Annotated in this window: 14 protein-coding genes; 5 read left to right on the top strand and 9 right to left on the bottom strand. The window is 72.8% G+C overall.

Going from position 1 to position 14003, the window contains the following annotated elements; genetic code table 11:
- Window positions 1–60: 60 nt before the first annotated feature.
- Window positions 61–840, top strand: a complete 780-nt coding sequence (locus IE142_RS16405) for a DeoR/GlpR family DNA-binding transcription regulator (RefSeq protein WP_191886455.1) — start codon at window positions 61–63, stop codon at window positions 838–840.
- A 33-nt stretch (window positions 841–873) separates the two neighbouring features.
- Here IE142_RS16405 and IE142_RS16400 read toward each other — a convergent pair whose 3' ends face one another.
- A complete protein-coding gene (locus tag IE142_RS16400; RefSeq protein WP_191886454.1) occupies window positions 874–1833 on the bottom strand; it encodes a DUF8832 domain-containing protein in 960 nt (319 codons plus the stop codon).
- Window positions 1834–2023: 190 nt separating this feature from the next.
- On the opposite strand from IE142_RS16400, the gene IE142_RS16395 reads away from it, so the two are divergent.
- Window positions 2024–4285, top strand: coding sequence for a heavy metal translocating P-type ATPase (locus IE142_RS16395; protein ID WP_191886453.1), 2262 nt, complete (start codon window positions 2024–2026; stop codon window positions 4283–4285).
- Between the two features lie 276 nt (window positions 4286–4561).
- Window positions 4562–5281, top strand: a complete 720-nt coding sequence (locus IE142_RS16390; protein ID WP_229830549.1) for a phosphatase PAP2 family protein — start codon at window positions 4562–4564, stop codon at window positions 5279–5281.
- Here IE142_RS16390 and IE142_RS16385 read toward each other — a convergent pair.
- The 8 genes from IE142_RS16385 to IE142_RS16350 form a co-directional block, all read right to left on the bottom strand.
- A complete protein-coding gene (locus tag IE142_RS16385) occupies window positions 5254–5706 on the bottom strand; it encodes a phospholipase (protein ID WP_191886452.1) in 453 nt (150 codons plus the stop codon). The two genes, IE142_RS16390 and IE142_RS16385, sit on opposite strands and share 28 nt — an antisense overlap.
- 169 nt (window positions 5707–5875) lie before the next feature.
- Window positions 5876–6469 (bottom strand): hypothetical protein, encoded by a 594-nt coding sequence (locus IE142_RS16380; RefSeq protein WP_229830547.1) that lies wholly within the window; start codon window positions 6467–6469, stop codon window positions 5876–5878.
- 5 nt (window positions 6470–6474) lie between these two features.
- On the bottom strand, window positions 6475–7335 hold the full coding sequence (locus IE142_RS16375) for a carbohydrate ABC transporter permease (RefSeq protein WP_043375829.1): 861 nt from the start codon (window positions 7333–7335) through the stop codon (window positions 6475–6477).
- Window positions 7332–8279, bottom strand: coding sequence for a carbohydrate ABC transporter permease (locus tag IE142_RS16370; RefSeq protein ID WP_191886451.1), 948 nt, complete (start codon window positions 8277–8279; stop codon window positions 7332–7334). The genes IE142_RS16375 and IE142_RS16370 overlap by 4 nt, the downstream gene beginning before the upstream one ends.
- The gene (locus tag IE142_RS16365; RefSeq protein ID WP_191886450.1) at window positions 8276–9559 is read right to left on the bottom strand and encodes an ABC transporter substrate-binding protein; all 1284 of its coding nucleotides are present in this window, start codon (window positions 9557–9559) and stop codon (window positions 8276–8278) included. The genes IE142_RS16370 and IE142_RS16365 overlap by 4 nt, the downstream gene beginning before the upstream one ends.
- Before the next feature lie 61 nt (window positions 9560–9620).
- Window positions 9621–10382 (bottom strand): cupin domain-containing protein, encoded by a 762-nt coding sequence (locus IE142_RS16360; protein ID WP_191886449.1) that lies wholly within the window; start codon window positions 10380–10382, stop codon window positions 9621–9623.
- Window positions 10376–11305, bottom strand: coding sequence for a DUF6807 domain-containing protein (locus IE142_RS16355; RefSeq protein WP_191886448.1), 930 nt, complete (start codon window positions 11303–11305; stop codon window positions 10376–10378). The genes IE142_RS16360 and IE142_RS16355 overlap by 7 nt, the downstream gene beginning before the upstream one ends.
- Window positions 11302–12417: a Gfo/Idh/MocA family protein gene (locus tag IE142_RS16350; protein WP_191886447.1), complete on the bottom strand. Its 1116-nt coding sequence runs from the start codon at window positions 12415–12417 to the stop codon at window positions 11302–11304. Before IE142_RS16350 ends, IE142_RS16355 begins: the two co-directional genes overlap by 4 nt.
- Before the next feature lie 95 nt (window positions 12418–12512).
- On the opposite strand from IE142_RS16350, the gene IE142_RS38765 reads away from it, so the two are divergent.
- Window positions 12513–12839, top strand: coding sequence for a ferritin-like domain-containing protein (locus IE142_RS38765; RefSeq protein ID WP_370466357.1), 327 nt, complete (start codon window positions 12513–12515; stop codon window positions 12837–12839).
- 35 nt (window positions 12840–12874) lie between these two features.
- On the top strand, window positions 12875–13939 hold the full coding sequence (locus tag IE142_RS16340) for an ABC-2 transporter permease (protein ID WP_191886446.1): 1065 nt from the start codon (window positions 12875–12877) through the stop codon (window positions 13937–13939).
- Window positions 13940–14003 lie beyond the last annotated feature (64 nt).

Genomic DNA, 14003 nt, shown 5'->3' with positions numbered 1-14003 from the left:
CAACTCGAGGAAGAGTGCGGTGCGCTAGGGTCGGCGGGAGATCGAGGAACGGAGGCGCGGATGTCGCGCGACGCCCGCTGGAAGGCGCTGCTGGAGCTGCTCGTCGAGCGCGGCCGGCTGGACGTCGAGGAGGCGGCGGCGGAGCTGGAGGTCTCGGCCGCGACGATCCGCCGTGACTTCGACCGGCTCGCCGAGCAGCAGATGCTGGTGCGCACCCGCGGCGGCGCGGTCGTGCACGGGGTGTCGTACGAGCTGCCGCTGCGCTACAAGACGGCCCGTCACGCGTCACAGAAGCAGCGCGTCGCGCAGGCGGTCGCGGGCCTGGTGGCGCCGGGCGAGGCGGTGGGGCTGACCGGGGGCACGACCACGACCGAGGTGGCGCGCGCCTTGGCCGTGCGGGCCGACCTGGCTTCGGGGACGCCGGCGCTGACCGTGGTCACCAACGCGCTCAACATCGCCAACGAACTGGCCGTCCGGCCGCAGTTCAAGATCGTGGTCACGGGCGGGGTGGCCCGGGCGCAGTCGTACGAGCTGATCGGGCCGCTCGCGGACGGGGTGCTGGGGCAGGTGACGGTGGACGTGGCGGTGCTGGGCGTCGTCGCCTTCGACGTCGCGCACGGCGCCGCGGCCCACGACGAGGCGGAGGCCGCGATCAACCGGCTCCTGTGCGAGCGCGCCGAGCGCGTGGTCGTCGCCGCCGACTCCAGCAAACTGGGACGGCGGGCGTTCGCCCGGATCTGCGCGACCGAATCGGTGGACACGCTGGTCACGGACGGGGCGGCCGACCCGGACCTGGTGCGGCGTTTCGAGGAGGCCGGGGTACGGGTCGTCCTGGCCTGAGAGGCCGACGAGTTCCCGCGGGGATGTCGGCCGTCAGTGCCCGTGGCCGTCGGAGTGTTCCGTGGTGGCGTCCGGGGCCGGGTCCCGGTCCCCCGCGTCCGGTGCCGATCCGACCCGAACGGTGAACGCCGCGGTGTGGACCTCGCCCTGGTGCCGGAAGTCCAGGAAGAGGCGGTAGGTGCCGGCGCTGGGCGCGGTGGCCGTGAAGGAGATCTCCGGGCCGGGCCTGGTCGCGCCGTCGCCCGGTTCTCCGTTCGGGTGGACGTGGAGGTAGGCGAGGTCGCCGGAGCGCAGGGCGACCAGATGGCCGTAGGCACCGAGGTAGGGCTGGAGGTCGGTGACGGGTTCGCCGTCGCGGGAGACCTTCAGCTTGAGCTCTCCCGCCTTGCCCGGCCGCAGGGAGCCGGCGAGTTCGACCCGGTAGCCGTCGGTCGTGACCGCGCTGTCCGGGGCCGGGAGGCGCGCGGGCTCGTAGCGCCCGGAGGCGGCGAGGTCGGCGCCGAGGGTGAGGTTCTCCGCGCCCTTCGCCGCCGGGGTGAAGTCGGCGAAGACGCGGTAGCCGCCGGCGCTGGGCAGGTCGACGGGGGTGCTCCAGGTGCCGTCGGCGGCGCGGGTTGGGTGCAGGTGGCGGTAGGTGACCAGGTCGCGTGAGGCCACGATGAGGTGCAGTTCCTTGTCGTGTTCGCGCCGGTAGGACGTGACGGCGTCGCCGCTCGCGTCCCGGACGGTGAAGCGCAGCTCGGCCCGCTGACCGGCGGTGACGCGCGGGGTGGCGAGGTCCAGGGTGTAGCCCTTGTCGGAGATCTGCAGCCCGCCGGCCGGCGTGGCGCCGTGTCCTGCGTCGGGTTCGGGCGAGGGCCGGCGGTGCTCGTCGTGCGGCGCGGGCGCGCTCTCGGCGACGATCGGTTCGGCCATGCTGCCGACGCCGTACGCGGTGCCGAAGGCGGCGGCCAGCGCGGCGGCGAACGCGGTGATCCTCAGTCCGGTGTGCATGGTGGGTCGCTCCTCGAATCCCGGGGCCTCCGGATCGCGGGAGACCTCTTCATGCACTTCACAATACCCCTAGGGGGTACCTAGTCAAGAGATCGCGGCGCTTGCTTTCGGTACCCCCCAGGGGTATACATGACCTCGGCAGCGATACCCCCGGCAGGTATCGGCATCGGGATCCGCGTCAGGAGCAGCCATGACCACCAGTACGACCGGCGCACCGGCCGAGGTAGAACTCACCATCGGCGGCATGACCTGCGCCTCGTGTGCAGCCCGGATCGAGAAGAAGCTCAACCGGATGGACGGGGTCACCGCCACGGTCAACTACGCGACGGAGAAGGCCAAGGTCAGTTACGGCGATGGTGTGTCCGTACCGGCGCTGATCGCCACCGTCGAGGCGACCGGTTACACGGCCCGCGAGCCCGAGCCGGTGCGCGCCGATCCCACGCCCGGGCCGGAGAGCGAGGGGGCCGACGACGAGCTGCGGCCGCTGAGGGAACGGCTGGTCACCGCCGTGGTGCTGGCCGTCCCGGTCATCGCGATGGCGATGGTGCCGGCGTTGCAGTTCGAGTACTGGCAGTGGTTGTCGCTGACGCTGGCGGCGCCCGTCGTGACCTACGCCGCCTGGCCCTTCCACAAGGCCGCCGTCACCAACGCCCGGCACGGTGCGGCCACCATGGACACACTGATCTCGGTGGGCACGTCGGCGGCGTTCCTGTGGTCACTGTGGGCGCTCTTCTTCGGCACCGCCGGCACCCCCGGCATGACGCACCCCTTCGAACTGACCATCGCCCGCGCTGACGGTGCCGGGAACATCTACCTGGAGGCCGCCGCCGGCGTGACCGCCTTCATCCTGGCCGGCCGCTACTTCGAGGCCCGCTCCAAGCGCAGGGCGGGGGCCGCACTGAAGGCGCTGCTGGAGCTCGGCGCCAAGGACGTCACGGTGCTGCGGGACGGCCGCGAGGAGCTGACCCCGGTCGGTGAACTGAGGGTCGGGGACCGTTTCCTGGTCCGCCCGGGCGAGAAGATCGCGACCGACGGCACGGTGATCGAGGGCACTTCGGCGATCGACGCGTCGATGCTCACCGGTGAGTCGGTGCCGGCCGAGGTCGGCGTGGGCGACGTGGTCACCGGTGCGACCGTCAACGCGGGCGGGCGGCTGCTCGTCGAGGCCACCCGGGTCGGCGGTGACACGCAGCTCGCGCGGATGGCGAAGCTGGTGGAGGACGCGCAGAACGGCAAGGCCGCCGCGCAGCGTCTCGCCGACCGCGTCTCCGGTGTGTTCGTCCCCGTCGTCATCGCCCTCGCGCTGGCCACCCTCGGCTTCTGGATCGGCAACGGCGCCGGAATGACCGCCGCGTTCACAGCCGCCGTAGCGGTCCTGATCATCGCCTGCCCCTGCGCCCTGGGCCTGGCCACGCCGACCGCGCTGATGGTCGGCACCGGGCGCGGCGCCCAGCTCGGCATCCTCATCAAGGGCCCCGAGGTGCTGGAGTCCACCCGCGAGGTCGACACCATCGTCCTGGACAAGACCGGCACCGTCACCACCGGCCGCATGACGCTGCTCGCCGTGCACACCGCCGACGGCACCGAGGAGACCGAGGTACTTCGGCTGGCCGGCGCCCTGGAGCACGCGTCCGAGCACCCGATCGCCCGCGCGGTCGCCGACGGAGCGCTGCAGAAGCTGAGCGCGCTGCCCACTCCCGAGGACTTCGCCAACGTACCGGGGCTCGGTGTGCAGGGCGTCGTCGACGGCCACGCCGTCCTGGTGGGCCGCGAGAAGCTCCTCGCCGAGTGGGCCATGGAGCTGCCCGCCCCACTGGCGCGGGCCGAGGCCGGTGCCGAGGCCGCGGGCCGGACGGCGATCGCCGTCGCCTGGGACGGCGAGGCCAGAGCTGTCCTGGAGGTCGCCGACGCGGTCAAGGACACCAGCGCCGAAGCCATCGGCCGGCTGCGCGCCCTGGGCCTGACCCCGATGCTGCTCACCGGCGACAACAGGGCCGTCGCCGAGGCGGTGGCCGCCGAGGTCGGCATCGCTCCCGAGCACGTCGTCGCCGAGGTCATGCCCGAGGACAAGGTCGACGTCGTCAAGCGCCTCCAGGCCGAGGGCCGTTCGGTGGCGATGGTCGGCGACGGGGTCAACGACGCCGCCGCCCTGGCCCAGGCCGACCTGGGACTGGCCATGGGCACCGGCACCGACGCCGCCATCGAGGCCGGCGACCTGACCCTGGTCCGCGGTGACCTGCGCGCCGCCGCCGACGCGATCCGGCTGGCCCGCAAGACCCTGGGCACCATCAAGTCCAACCTCTTCTGGGCCTTCGCCTACAACGTCGCCGCCCTGCCGCTGGCCGCGGCCGGCCTCCTCAACCCGATGATCGCCGGAGCGGCCATGGCCTTCTCGTCGGTGTTCGTCGTGGGCAACTCACTGCGGCTGCGCGGTTTCGAGGCCGCGAGCTGACCGTCCCCACGCCCAGCCGTCGGTCGGCTCACCCGGGCCGGCCGACGGCCTGCGTGCCCCTCCTTCCTCACCTGGCGGGACACGGAGGACCGTGAGCGCCGCCGGACGACCGCCCGCAAGGGTCCGCGAGGTCCTGCGGCACGAAGGCCGCGCCGTCCCCCGTACGGGCGCCGCCGACGCGCCGTGCGCGCGGGGACGGAACAGGCTGGTACGCCGACGGACCCGGCGCCTTCGGCGCCGCCCGGCCCCCCCCATCGCCCCGCGGAGCAGGAGCCCATGACCGAACCGACCAACGCCGACGGGGACACCAGCGGCCCGCTCGCGCCGGCCCCGGCGCCGGGCCGTTCCCGCGGCCGGGCCCTCGACGCCGTACTCGGTGATCTGCGTGCCGTGGACGGGGCGCTGTACGCGGCGGTGGCCGCCACGTCCACGCCGACGCTGGACCGTGCGCTGCGCCGGCTGTCGCACGCGGCCGACCACTCGAAGATCTCACTCTCGATCGCCGCCGCGCTCGCGACGGCCGGCGCCCGGCCGCGACGGGCCGCCCTGGTCGGGCTCGGAGCGGTCGCCATGACGTCGGCCGCCTCCAACCTGCTGGGCAAGCGTCTCGTACGCAGGGCCCGGCCGGACCGTGAGGCGGCGCGGGTGACGGTCGACCGGTACGTGCCGATGCCGGCGTCGGCGTCGTTCCCGTCCGGGCACACCGCCTCCGCGGTCGCGTTCGCCACGGCGGTCGGCGTGGTCCTGCCCGGGGCGGCCGTGCCGCTCGGCGTGCTGGCGGGCGCGGTCGGCTACTCCCGGGTCCACACCGGTGTGCACTACCCCGGTGATGTCGCCGCGGGCGCCGTCCTGGGCATCGCGGGGGCGGCCGCCGCGCTGGCGGCAGCGGCGGCCTCCCCGGTGCCGGACCTGCGGTCGGTCTACTCCCCGCCGCGGGCACCGTACCGTGCGCGCATGTGGCGGCCTCGTCAGCCGAAGGCCTTCACGGCCTGGTAGTACGTCCACGCCGTGCTGTTGCAGGCGGTCTTCGTGGCGCCCGTGTACCGGGCGCAGACTCGCTTGAGGTCCTCGTGGAAGGCGCTGTCGAGACGGGACTTGTTGGCGCTGAACGTGCCGGCGTCCTTGTAGTTGCGGTAGCCGAAGTCGTGTCGCGCGCAGGAGTTGCTGAAGGGGAAGCCGAACGGGTTGTCCGGCGAGGAGGAGCAGTAGTCGGTGGTCCAGTCGAACCCGTAGGCGGCCCAGGCGGATTGGTTCGCCCGCGCGGCGGCCCAGGCGTTGTAGCTCGACGCGCTGGTCTGCGTCCAGCTCGCGAGTACCTGCGACTTGTCGGCGGGAGCGGCGTCGGCGGTCGCGGCGGTGGCGAAGACGGTGGTCACGGCCATGGCCGAGGCGGCGAGTCCGGTGGCGAGTCTGCGGTGCATTCCACACCTCCATGAGGCTGCGACCCGCCCCTCGGGCCGCAGGTTCATGCCAAGATGATGCGCATTCCGACCGCCCCTTCACACTTCCGCCGCCCCAATGATCCCTTAACTCTTCGGTCCGGCAAGGAATCGGTGGGTGAACACCCGCCGATGCCGTGCCGCCCGGCCCTCAACTCCCGTGTGTGCGACGCACGTCGACCGCCGTGAGCGCCAACGCCAGCGGCCCGGGGGCCAGGAACGCCAGCGGCACCAGCATCCAGGCGCACAGCGCCGCCGTCCCCACCGCGAGCAGCACCAGGGCGCTGCCGCCCGCGTCCCGTACGGAGTCACCGGCGGCGGCCCGCACGGCGGCCGGCCAGTCGAAGAGCGACTCGGGGCGGGCGCAGGCCCGCAGTCCCACCAGTGCGGCGCCCGCGCCGATCACGGCCGCCGTTCCCGCGAAGAGCCGCGCACCGGGCAGACCGGCCCCCGCGAGCGCCAGGTCGGCGGCGAACAGCAGCAGACCGGCCAGGAGGGCAGTCCCCGCCGCCAGGTCGCCGGCCCGCAACCGCCGCCGCAGCAGCGCGAAGTACGGCCCGGCACCGGCGGGCCGGTCCTCCCCCGCCCCCCGCAGCACCGCGCACGCCGTGGACAGCGCGGCGGGCGCGGTCAGCAGGGGGAGGCAGGACAGGGCGGTGGCGAGGCCGACGCCCAGCACGTCGGCGAACAGGGTCATCCGCGGGCCGAAGACCTCGCCGGGCTCCCGCGTACGCGTGCCGTTCACGCCGCTCACCCCTTGAGTCCGGAGCTGGCCATGCCCTCCACCAGGAACCGCTGGAAGGCGAGGAAGAACAGCACGATCGGCAGCAGCGCGATCACCGACATGGCGAACATCGGCCCGAATGCCGAGGTGCTGGAGGCGTCCACGAACGACCGCAGGGCGAGCGTCAGCGTGAACTTGTCCGGGTCGAAGAGGTAGATGAGCTGGGTGAAGAAGTCGTTCCAGGTCCAGATGAAGGTGAAGATGGCCGTGGTGATGAGGGCCGGCCGGGTCAGCGGCAGCACGACGCTGAAGAAGCTGCGGAAGGGGCCGCAGCCGTCGATGCGGGCCGCCTCCTCCAGCTCGCGCGGCAGTCCCCGCATGAACTGCACGATGAGGAAGACGAAGAACGCCTCCGTGGCGAGGAACTTGGGCAGGATCAGCGGCCAGTAGGTGTTCACCAGGCCGAGCTGGTTGAAGACGATGTACTGCGGGATCAGCACCGCGTGGTGCGGCAGCATGATCGTCGCGATCATGAACGCGAACAGCGGGCCGCGCAGCCGGAACCTGAGGCGTGCGAAGGCGTAGGCGGCGAGGGAACAGCTGAGGACGTTGCCGAGGACCGCGCCACCCGCGATCAGCAGCGAGTTGCCGAGCAGCCGCCACACCGACACGTCGTTGACGCCCTCCAGGGCGGTGGAGTAGTTGGACCACTCCAGACGGCTGGGCAGCAGGTTCAGGCTCGCGATGACCTCGTCGGCGGGCTTGAGCGAGGTGGCCAGCAGCCAGGCCAGCGGGTACAGCATGACCAGCAGGGCGGCCAGACAGCCTGCGTGCAGGGCGACCCGGCGCCACCGGACGGGCTTGCGAGCGACGGTGAGCGAGGTCATCGGTCCCCCTCGGAGGCGTAGAAGACCCAGGAGCGCGACGTGCGGAACAGCACCGCCGTGACGGCGCCGATGGCGAGCAGCAGCACCCAGGCCATGGCGGAGGCGTAGCCCATGTGGGAGGCGACGAAGCCGCGGTCGTAGAGGTAGAGGGTGTAGACGAGGGTGGAGTCGGCGGGGCCGCCCTTGCCCGCGCTGACGGCGAAGGCGGGGGTGAAGACCTGGAAGGCCTGGATGGTCTGGAGCACGAGGTTGAAGAAGAGCACCGGTGACAGCATCGGCAGCGTGACGGACACGAACTGCCGCCACTTGCCGGCGCCGTCCACGGCCGCCGCCTCGTACAGCTCGGGTGGGATCTGCTGGAGGCCGGCCAGGAAGATGACCATGGGCGCGCCGAACTGCCAGACCGTCAGCAGCGCGACGGCCAGCAGGGACCAGCCGGGACGGTTCACCCAGCCGCCGGTGCCGAGCAGGTTGTCCACCGTGCCGCCGTCGTTGAAGACCGCCCGCCAGACCAGGGCGATGGACATCGACGCGCCCAGCAGCGAGGGAGCGTAGAAGGCGGAGCGGTAGAAGCCCTTGCCGCGCTTGACGGACTTCAGCGCGAGGGCGACGAGGAGGGCGAGCGCGAGTTGCAGCGGCACGGCGAGGGCTACGTAGAGCAGGGTCGTGCGGACCGAGCGCCAGTAGCGCGGGTCCTCGGTGAACATCTGGGTGTAGTTGCGCAGGCCCACCCAGCGCGGCGGGTCGAAGAGGTTGTAGTCGGTGAAGGACAGGTACAGGGAGACCGCCATGGGCAGCAACGTGAGGACGGTCGCGCCGAGCACCCAGGGCGACAGGAACACCCAGGCGGCGCCCTCGCGCCGTCGGCGGGGACGGCGCTCGGTGGCGCCGCCCGGTGTGCGGGCCCGGCGGTCGGGGGCCGCGGGGACGTCGGTGGTGGTCATGACCTCAGCTCCGCCTTCGCCTCGGTGACGTAGTCCTCCGCCGCCTCGCGCGGCGACATGCGCTCGTAGGAGACCTGGTCGTAGTCCCGTGCGAACGTGGTCTGCAGGGCGTTGTCCCCCGAGGGCGGTGCCTGCGGCGGGTCCTCGAGCGCGCCTTCCAGGGAGTCCTGGAAGTCGGCGATCGTGCGGTCGAAGCCGGTCAGGAGGGGCTCGGTCCGCTTGCGGACGGTCTCGTTGACGGGGATGCCCCGGGTGGCGCCGAGGATGTCGCCCGCCAGGGCATCGTTGATCATGAAGTCCACCAGCCTGGCCGCCGCGTCGGCGTGCGGGGAGTCGGCGGAGACTCCGAGGAACATCGACGGCTTGAAGTACTGGCCGGGTGTACCGTCCGCGCCGGACGGCATCGGGCCGAGCGCGACGCCGCCCTCGATCAGCGCGGCGTAACCACTGGCCGGGGCGTCCCAGTTGAAGTCGGAGACGGCCGTGCCGCGCCCGAGCGGGGTGTTCTCGACGGAGCCGTCGAGCTGGGTGGTCTGCTCGGCGGGCGACACGGCGCCCTCGCGGCGCAGGACGTCGGTGAAGGTCCACCAGCGGGTCAGGTCGTCGACCGTGAAGCCCAGCCCGCCGTCCCCGGTGTAGAGGGACTTGCCCTGTCCGCGCAGCCACACCTCGAAGGCGTCCTCGCTCTGGCCCGGGTCGACGGAGCCGGGCCGGCCGGTCTTCCGGGCCAGTGCGCGCATGGCGTCGGCCCACTCGTCCCAGCTCCAGCCCTCGCGCGGCAGCGGCACCCCGGAGGCCTTCCACGCGGCGACGTCGTAGACGACCGTCTCGGTGCCACGGCCCTGCGGGACGGCGTACTGGGTACCGTCCACCCGGCCGGTGGCGAGCAGCCCCGGGTCGATGGCCGAGGTGCGCAGGGCGTCCCGCTGCTGAGCGAGGTCGAGCAGGACGCCGCCGGAGGCGTACTGGTCGATCTGGCGGTAGTCGAGCTGCATCACGTCGGGGGCGTCGCCGCCCGCGGCCTGGGTGGCGAGCTTCTGCTTGTAGGCGTCGTAGCCGGAGAACGAGGTGCGCACCTCAATGTCCGGGTGGCGTTCCTCGAACAGGGCGACGGCCCGCTCCGTGCGTTCGGCGCGGTCGGGGTTGCCCCACCACGTGTAGCGCAGCACGACCTTGCCGCCGTCGGCCGACTCGGCCGAGCCTGAGCAGCCGGCCAGCAGCGCGCACAGGGCGAGCGCCGCGGCCGACGTCCGGAATGTTTTCGTCCGGTGTCCGGGCATGCCGAGGTCACCTCTTCCTCTCCTCGGTCGGTTGCTTGCCTCCCCTGCCTTCCGGTGTGTGCTACTCCCCCCGGTACGGCAGCGTCGTCCCCGGCAGCGCGTACTCGTCCCGGCGACCGCACATGCCGTAGCCGCCGAGCCTGGTGGGTGCCGTCTCGTACGCGGTGGCGCCGGCGAGGTACGCCGGGTCGCCGTCGGCGAGCGCGTCGAGCTGGGCGCCGGTGCGCTCGGCGGCGGCCAACGCGCCGGTCCGCCACAGCTCGCGCCAGCCGGGCACCTTGTTTCGCACCAGGCGGGCGGCGGCACGCTGGAACTCCCGGTAGGGCCCGGCGTCCCCGGCGGCCAGCGCCTCGCGCAGCACCAGGTAGCCCTCGACGGCGAGGTCCCTGCGGCGCCGCGCCGCCGCCTCCGTCTCCGGTCCGGCGCCCGGCGGGAGCGTGGCCGCCGCGGCGTACGCCTCCGGGTCGGCCAGTACCTCGGGCGGGAAGGTGAAGACGGCGTCCCCGGCTTCGGGAAGGCCGCTGTTCTGCATCAGCACGGTGATGCGCAGGCCGCCGCCCTGCACCATGCGGTGCACGGTCCCCGGCGTGAACCAGGCGACCGAGCCGGGCTCCAACGGGATGTCCCGGTAGCCGTCGGGGCTCAGCGTCTGCACCGCGCCGCGTCCGCCGGTGACGACGTACGCCTCGGTGCAGACCAGGTGCAGGTGCGGGCTGCCGCCGCATACGCCGTCGGCCGCCTCCCAGTCGTAGGCGCTCAGGTGGGAGAGGCCGACGGCGCCGGGCAGGGGGTGGGGCAGCCCGGCCTCGAAACCGCTCACCACGGCAGTCCTTCCAGGTACGTTCCGACCCGGTCCCGGTCCCAGGCGCCGTCGGCGACCACGATGCGGTAGCGGTAGGCGAAGGACTCGCCCGGGGGCAGTTCGAACTCCTCGAAGAACGCCCAGGAGAACGCCACGGTCGGGATGGGCTCGGCGCGCACGAACCAGTGCGAGGGGTGGATCGCCCGCGTCTCGTCGAGGTTCTCGGGCGCGTGGGCGAAGACGAGCGTGGAGTGGGCGTCGACGTCGTCGTGCTCGGTGGTGAAGGCGAGCCAGGGGCCCTGGGCGCCCATCAGCTTCCCGGCGTCCGCGTCGGTGTCCGGGGCGAAGGCGGTGCCGCCGGTGGAGTCGCGGGGGCCGCGCCACTGGAGGCCCGTGTACCCGGCCAACTCCCGGCCCGCGGTGGTCGGGGAACCGAACGCCAGCGGTTCGGCGCGGGTGTTGGTGAGGCGGATCGACCAGTCAAGGGTCCAGGCGCCGGCCTCCTCGTCGACCGAGTGGAGGGTCAGGCCGCGCTCCTCGCGGGCCCACTCGGCGCCGCCGTTCTCGACCCAGGTGAGGTGCTCGGTGAGCGCGAGCCGGTCGTCCTCGACCGTGAAGTGGGGGAAGCCGTCGTGCCGCATCGAGCCGACGCGTTCGGGCAGCGGCAGGTAACCCTCGCCGTGCACGTAGGAGTTGCCGCCCCAGAAGTTCTGGCCGGAGAGGTGACTGGCCGTCATCTGCAGGCCCTTGTGCCAGCGGTGGTCGCTGGGACGGTAGCCGGTCACCGTGCGTCCGGCGAGGGTCCGCACCGGGTGGGCGTAGGGCTTGCGGGACTCGAAGGCGTCCGGGTCGGGACGGTAGACGTAGCGGAGGATCTCGGTGCCGCCGGCGGCGGTGACGGCGATGTGGTCGCCGTGGGTGTGGGTGACCGTCAGGTTGCTCATGCGCGCTCCTCGGGGGCCCAGTCGGGGTGGCCGCCGTGCATGGCGGTGTGGAAGGGGTCGCCGGACGCGATCTCGCCCGCGAGGACCGGCCGTCCGGTGAACGCCGCCTTGTAGAGGGCGGCGGCGAACTCCAGTGTGGCGCGGGCGTCCGGACCGCTGCCGGGTGGCCTCGCGCCCGCGTCCCAGGCGTCCAGCACGGCGCCGAGCTGGGCGGTGTGCGAGCTGGGCACGTCCGCCGCCGGGGTGCGCCAGGCGGCGGCGCGCTCGGGGGCGACGTGGCGGGCCGGGGTGTAGGTCCAGTCGTCGTTGCGGTGCCCGTACATGTGGGTCAGCTCGACCGTGGCGTCGGCGCAGTCGACGCGGACGCGGCTGACCTCGTCCGGGGACAGGACGCTGTTGACGACGGTGGCGAGAGCGCCGTTCTCGAACCGCACCAGGGCGGTGGAGACGTCCTCGCTCTCGGTGTCGTGGACCAGGCGCGAGGCCATGGCCCGCACTTCGGACCAGGGGCCGAGCAGGTGCAGCAGCAGGTCGTACTGGTGGATGCCGTGGCCCATGGTCGGGCCGCCGCCCTCGGTGGACCAGCGTCCGCGCCAGGGGACGGCGTAGTAGGCGGCGTCGCGGTGCCAGGTGGTCTGGCAGTGGGCGACCAGCGGGGCGCCCAGCTCGCCGCTCGCGAGCAGGTGACGGGCGTGCGCGGCACCCGAGCCGTACCGGTGCTGGAAGACGACGGACGCGTACGCCCCCGACGCCTCCTCGGCCGCCGCGATGTCGTCGTACTCGGCGAGGGAGAGGCACAGCGGCTTCTCGCACAGCACCCAGGCGCCCGCCTTGAGCGCGGCCACCGTCTGCTCCCGGTGCAGGGACGGCGGCGTGCCGATCAGGACGAGGTCTGGGCGTACGGCGTCCAGCATGTCACCCGTCGACGTGTATCCGGCGACGTCCGCGCCGGCCTCCGCGCGGAAGGCGTCGAGCCGTGCCGGGTCCACGTCCACGGCGGCGACCAGTTCCGTGCGGTCGGCGTGGGCTCTGAGGGCGGGCAGGTGGCTGCCGGTGACGATGGCACCGGTACCGACCACGGCGACGCGGCGGCGGGCGGGACGTGGGGACATGCGGTCCTCCTCGGACGCCGGCGCACGACGGGCACGCGCGCCGCTAGAAAGCGCTTGCACTGCTGGCCCTGCGGCAGACCCTAAGCGGAAGGCGAATGTCCGGACAACCCCCCGGCGTCGGCGGGCCCGCCGGACGGTGTCGAGGAGTACCGGCGACGCTGTCACGGCTGCTGGAGGCGCACGAGCTGATCCTGGCCGACTGCCACGACGCGGCCGCCCGCACCCAAGAGATGGGCGACGACGGCACCAACGACATCCTCGTCTCCGATGTCGTGCGCACCGACGAACTCCGGGCGTGGTTCGTGGCCGAGCACCTGGTGGACAGCCTCCGGTGCACGCCTGAGCCCGTTCCGCGCGACGCCGGCGGCCCCGTCGGGGACCGCCGTCACCCTCCGTACACCCCCGGGCGAGGGCCCTTCTGATGCCCTTTCGCCCCTTCTGTGGAAACGTCCGGCCCATGGCCCACATGTCCCACGGCGCCCATGCCCAGCCTCCGACGCGCGGGCAGCGGTGGTCCACGTTCCGGCAGTCGCCGTTCTGGCCGGCCACCGTGCTGGTGCTGATCCTCGCGGCCGCCGCGGGCCTCTTCGCGGGTTCGTACACCTACTCGATGGCGGACCCGACACCGCACTCGATCCCCACGGCGGTGGTGGGCTCGTACGAGGAGGCGCGCGGCCGGGACTTCCTGGACGGTCTGGAGACGGCACTGAACGCCTCGGTGAGGATGCGCCCCTACGACAGCGGCGCCGAGGCGCACGAGGCGATCGAGGACCAGGAGGTCTTCGGGCTCTTCGAGATCCGTGACGACGGACGGACGGCCGTGCTCAGCCTGTCCAGCGCGTCGGGCGCCTCGGTCGCCCAAGTGCTGGCCGACACGGCGCCGGCTGTGGGAAGGGAGACCGGCGTCCAGGTCACCGTGCGGGACATCAATCCCCTGCAGGAAGGTGACCCGCGCGGCCTGGCGATCTTCTACGTCTCACTGGCCGCCGTCATCATCGGCTTCGTCGGGGCGATGCAGCTGAGCGTGCACGCGCGGTCCCTGACCCCGTTCGAACGCATCCTCTTCACCGCCGCCTACGCGCTGCTCGGCGGGTTCGCCATCGCCGCGACGGTGGACTGGCTGCTGGACGCGCTCGACCTGCCCTTCGTCGAGTCGTGGATGATCCTGGCTCTCACCATGTTCGCGTCCGGCATGGTCTTCACCATGTTCAACACCCTGTTCGGACGCTGGGCGATGCTGCCGACCTGGGGCCTGATGGTGCTCCTGGGCAATCCCTCGTCCGGAGGCGCGGTGTCCTGGCCCCTGCTGCCCTCCCCGCTGGGGGCGATCGGCCAGTGGCTGCCGCCCGGCGCCTCGGTCAACGCCCAGCACACGGCGGTGTACTTCCAGGGGCATCAGCACCTCTTCCCGTTCCTGGTGCTGGGCGGATGGGCGCTGTTGTCCTGCGCGGTGTTCTGGATCTGGCGGCACCGTCATCCCGGTGGGCGCGAGAAGCAGCCGGCGCACGCCGCGGACTCCTGACCACTTGCCCTGTGCCGTCTTTCCCGATCTGCTCCCTGCTGCGATCATGAACCGGGACCACCCC

Origin of the sequence: Streptomyces mutabilis (assembly GCF_014649815.1) — a bacterium.
Taxonomy (GTDB): Bacteria; Actinomycetota; Actinomycetes; order Streptomycetales; family Streptomycetaceae; genus Streptomyces; species Streptomyces mutabilis.
The sequence above is the reverse complement of the archived record's forward strand: the minus strand, read 5'-3'. Positions and strand labels throughout refer to the sequence as shown.

Bases quoted from the DNA above. Each gene is read 5' to 3' on its own strand.
- IE142_RS16405 (WP_191886455.1), top strand. From the start codon at position 61: ATGTCGCGCGACGCCCGCTGGAAGGCGCTGCTGGAGCTGCTCGTCGAG.
- IE142_RS16400 (WP_191886454.1), bottom strand. From the start codon at position 1,833: ATGCACACCGGACTGAGGATCACCGCGTTCGCCGCCGCGCTGGCCGCC.
- IE142_RS16395 (WP_191886453.1), top strand. From the start codon at position 2,024: ATGACCACCAGTACGACCGGCGCACCGGCCGAGGTAGAACTCACCATC.
- IE142_RS16390 (WP_229830549.1), top strand. From the start codon at position 4,562: ATGACCGAACCGACCAACGCCGACGGGGACACCAGCGGCCCGCTCGCG.
- IE142_RS16385 (WP_191886452.1), bottom strand. From the start codon at position 5,706: ATGCACCGCAGACTCGCCACCGGACTCGCCGCCTCGGCCATGGCCGTG.
- IE142_RS16375 (WP_043375829.1), bottom strand. From the start codon at position 7,335: ATGACCTCGCTCACCGTCGCTCGCAAGCCCGTCCGGTGGCGCCGGGTC.
- IE142_RS16370 (WP_191886451.1), bottom strand. From the start codon at position 8,279: ATGACCACCACCGACGTCCCCGCGGCCCCCGACCGCCGGGCCCGCACA.
- IE142_RS16365 (WP_191886450.1), bottom strand. From the start codon at position 9,559: ATGCCCGGACACCGGACGAAAACATTCCGGACGTCGGCCGCGGCGCTC.
- IE142_RS16355 (WP_191886448.1), bottom strand. From the start codon at position 11,305: ATGAGCAACCTGACGGTCACCCACACCCACGGCGACCACATCGCCGTC.
- IE142_RS16350 (WP_191886447.1), bottom strand. From the start codon at position 12,417: ATGTCCCCACGTCCCGCCCGCCGCCGCGTCGCCGTGGTCGGTACCGGT.
- IE142_RS38765 (WP_370466357.1), top strand. From the start codon at position 12,513: ATGTCCGGACAACCCCCCGGCGTCGGCGGGCCCGCCGGACGGTGTCGA.
- IE142_RS16340 (WP_191886446.1), top strand. From the start codon at position 12,875: ATGGCCCACATGTCCCACGGCGCCCATGCCCAGCCTCCGACGCGCGGG.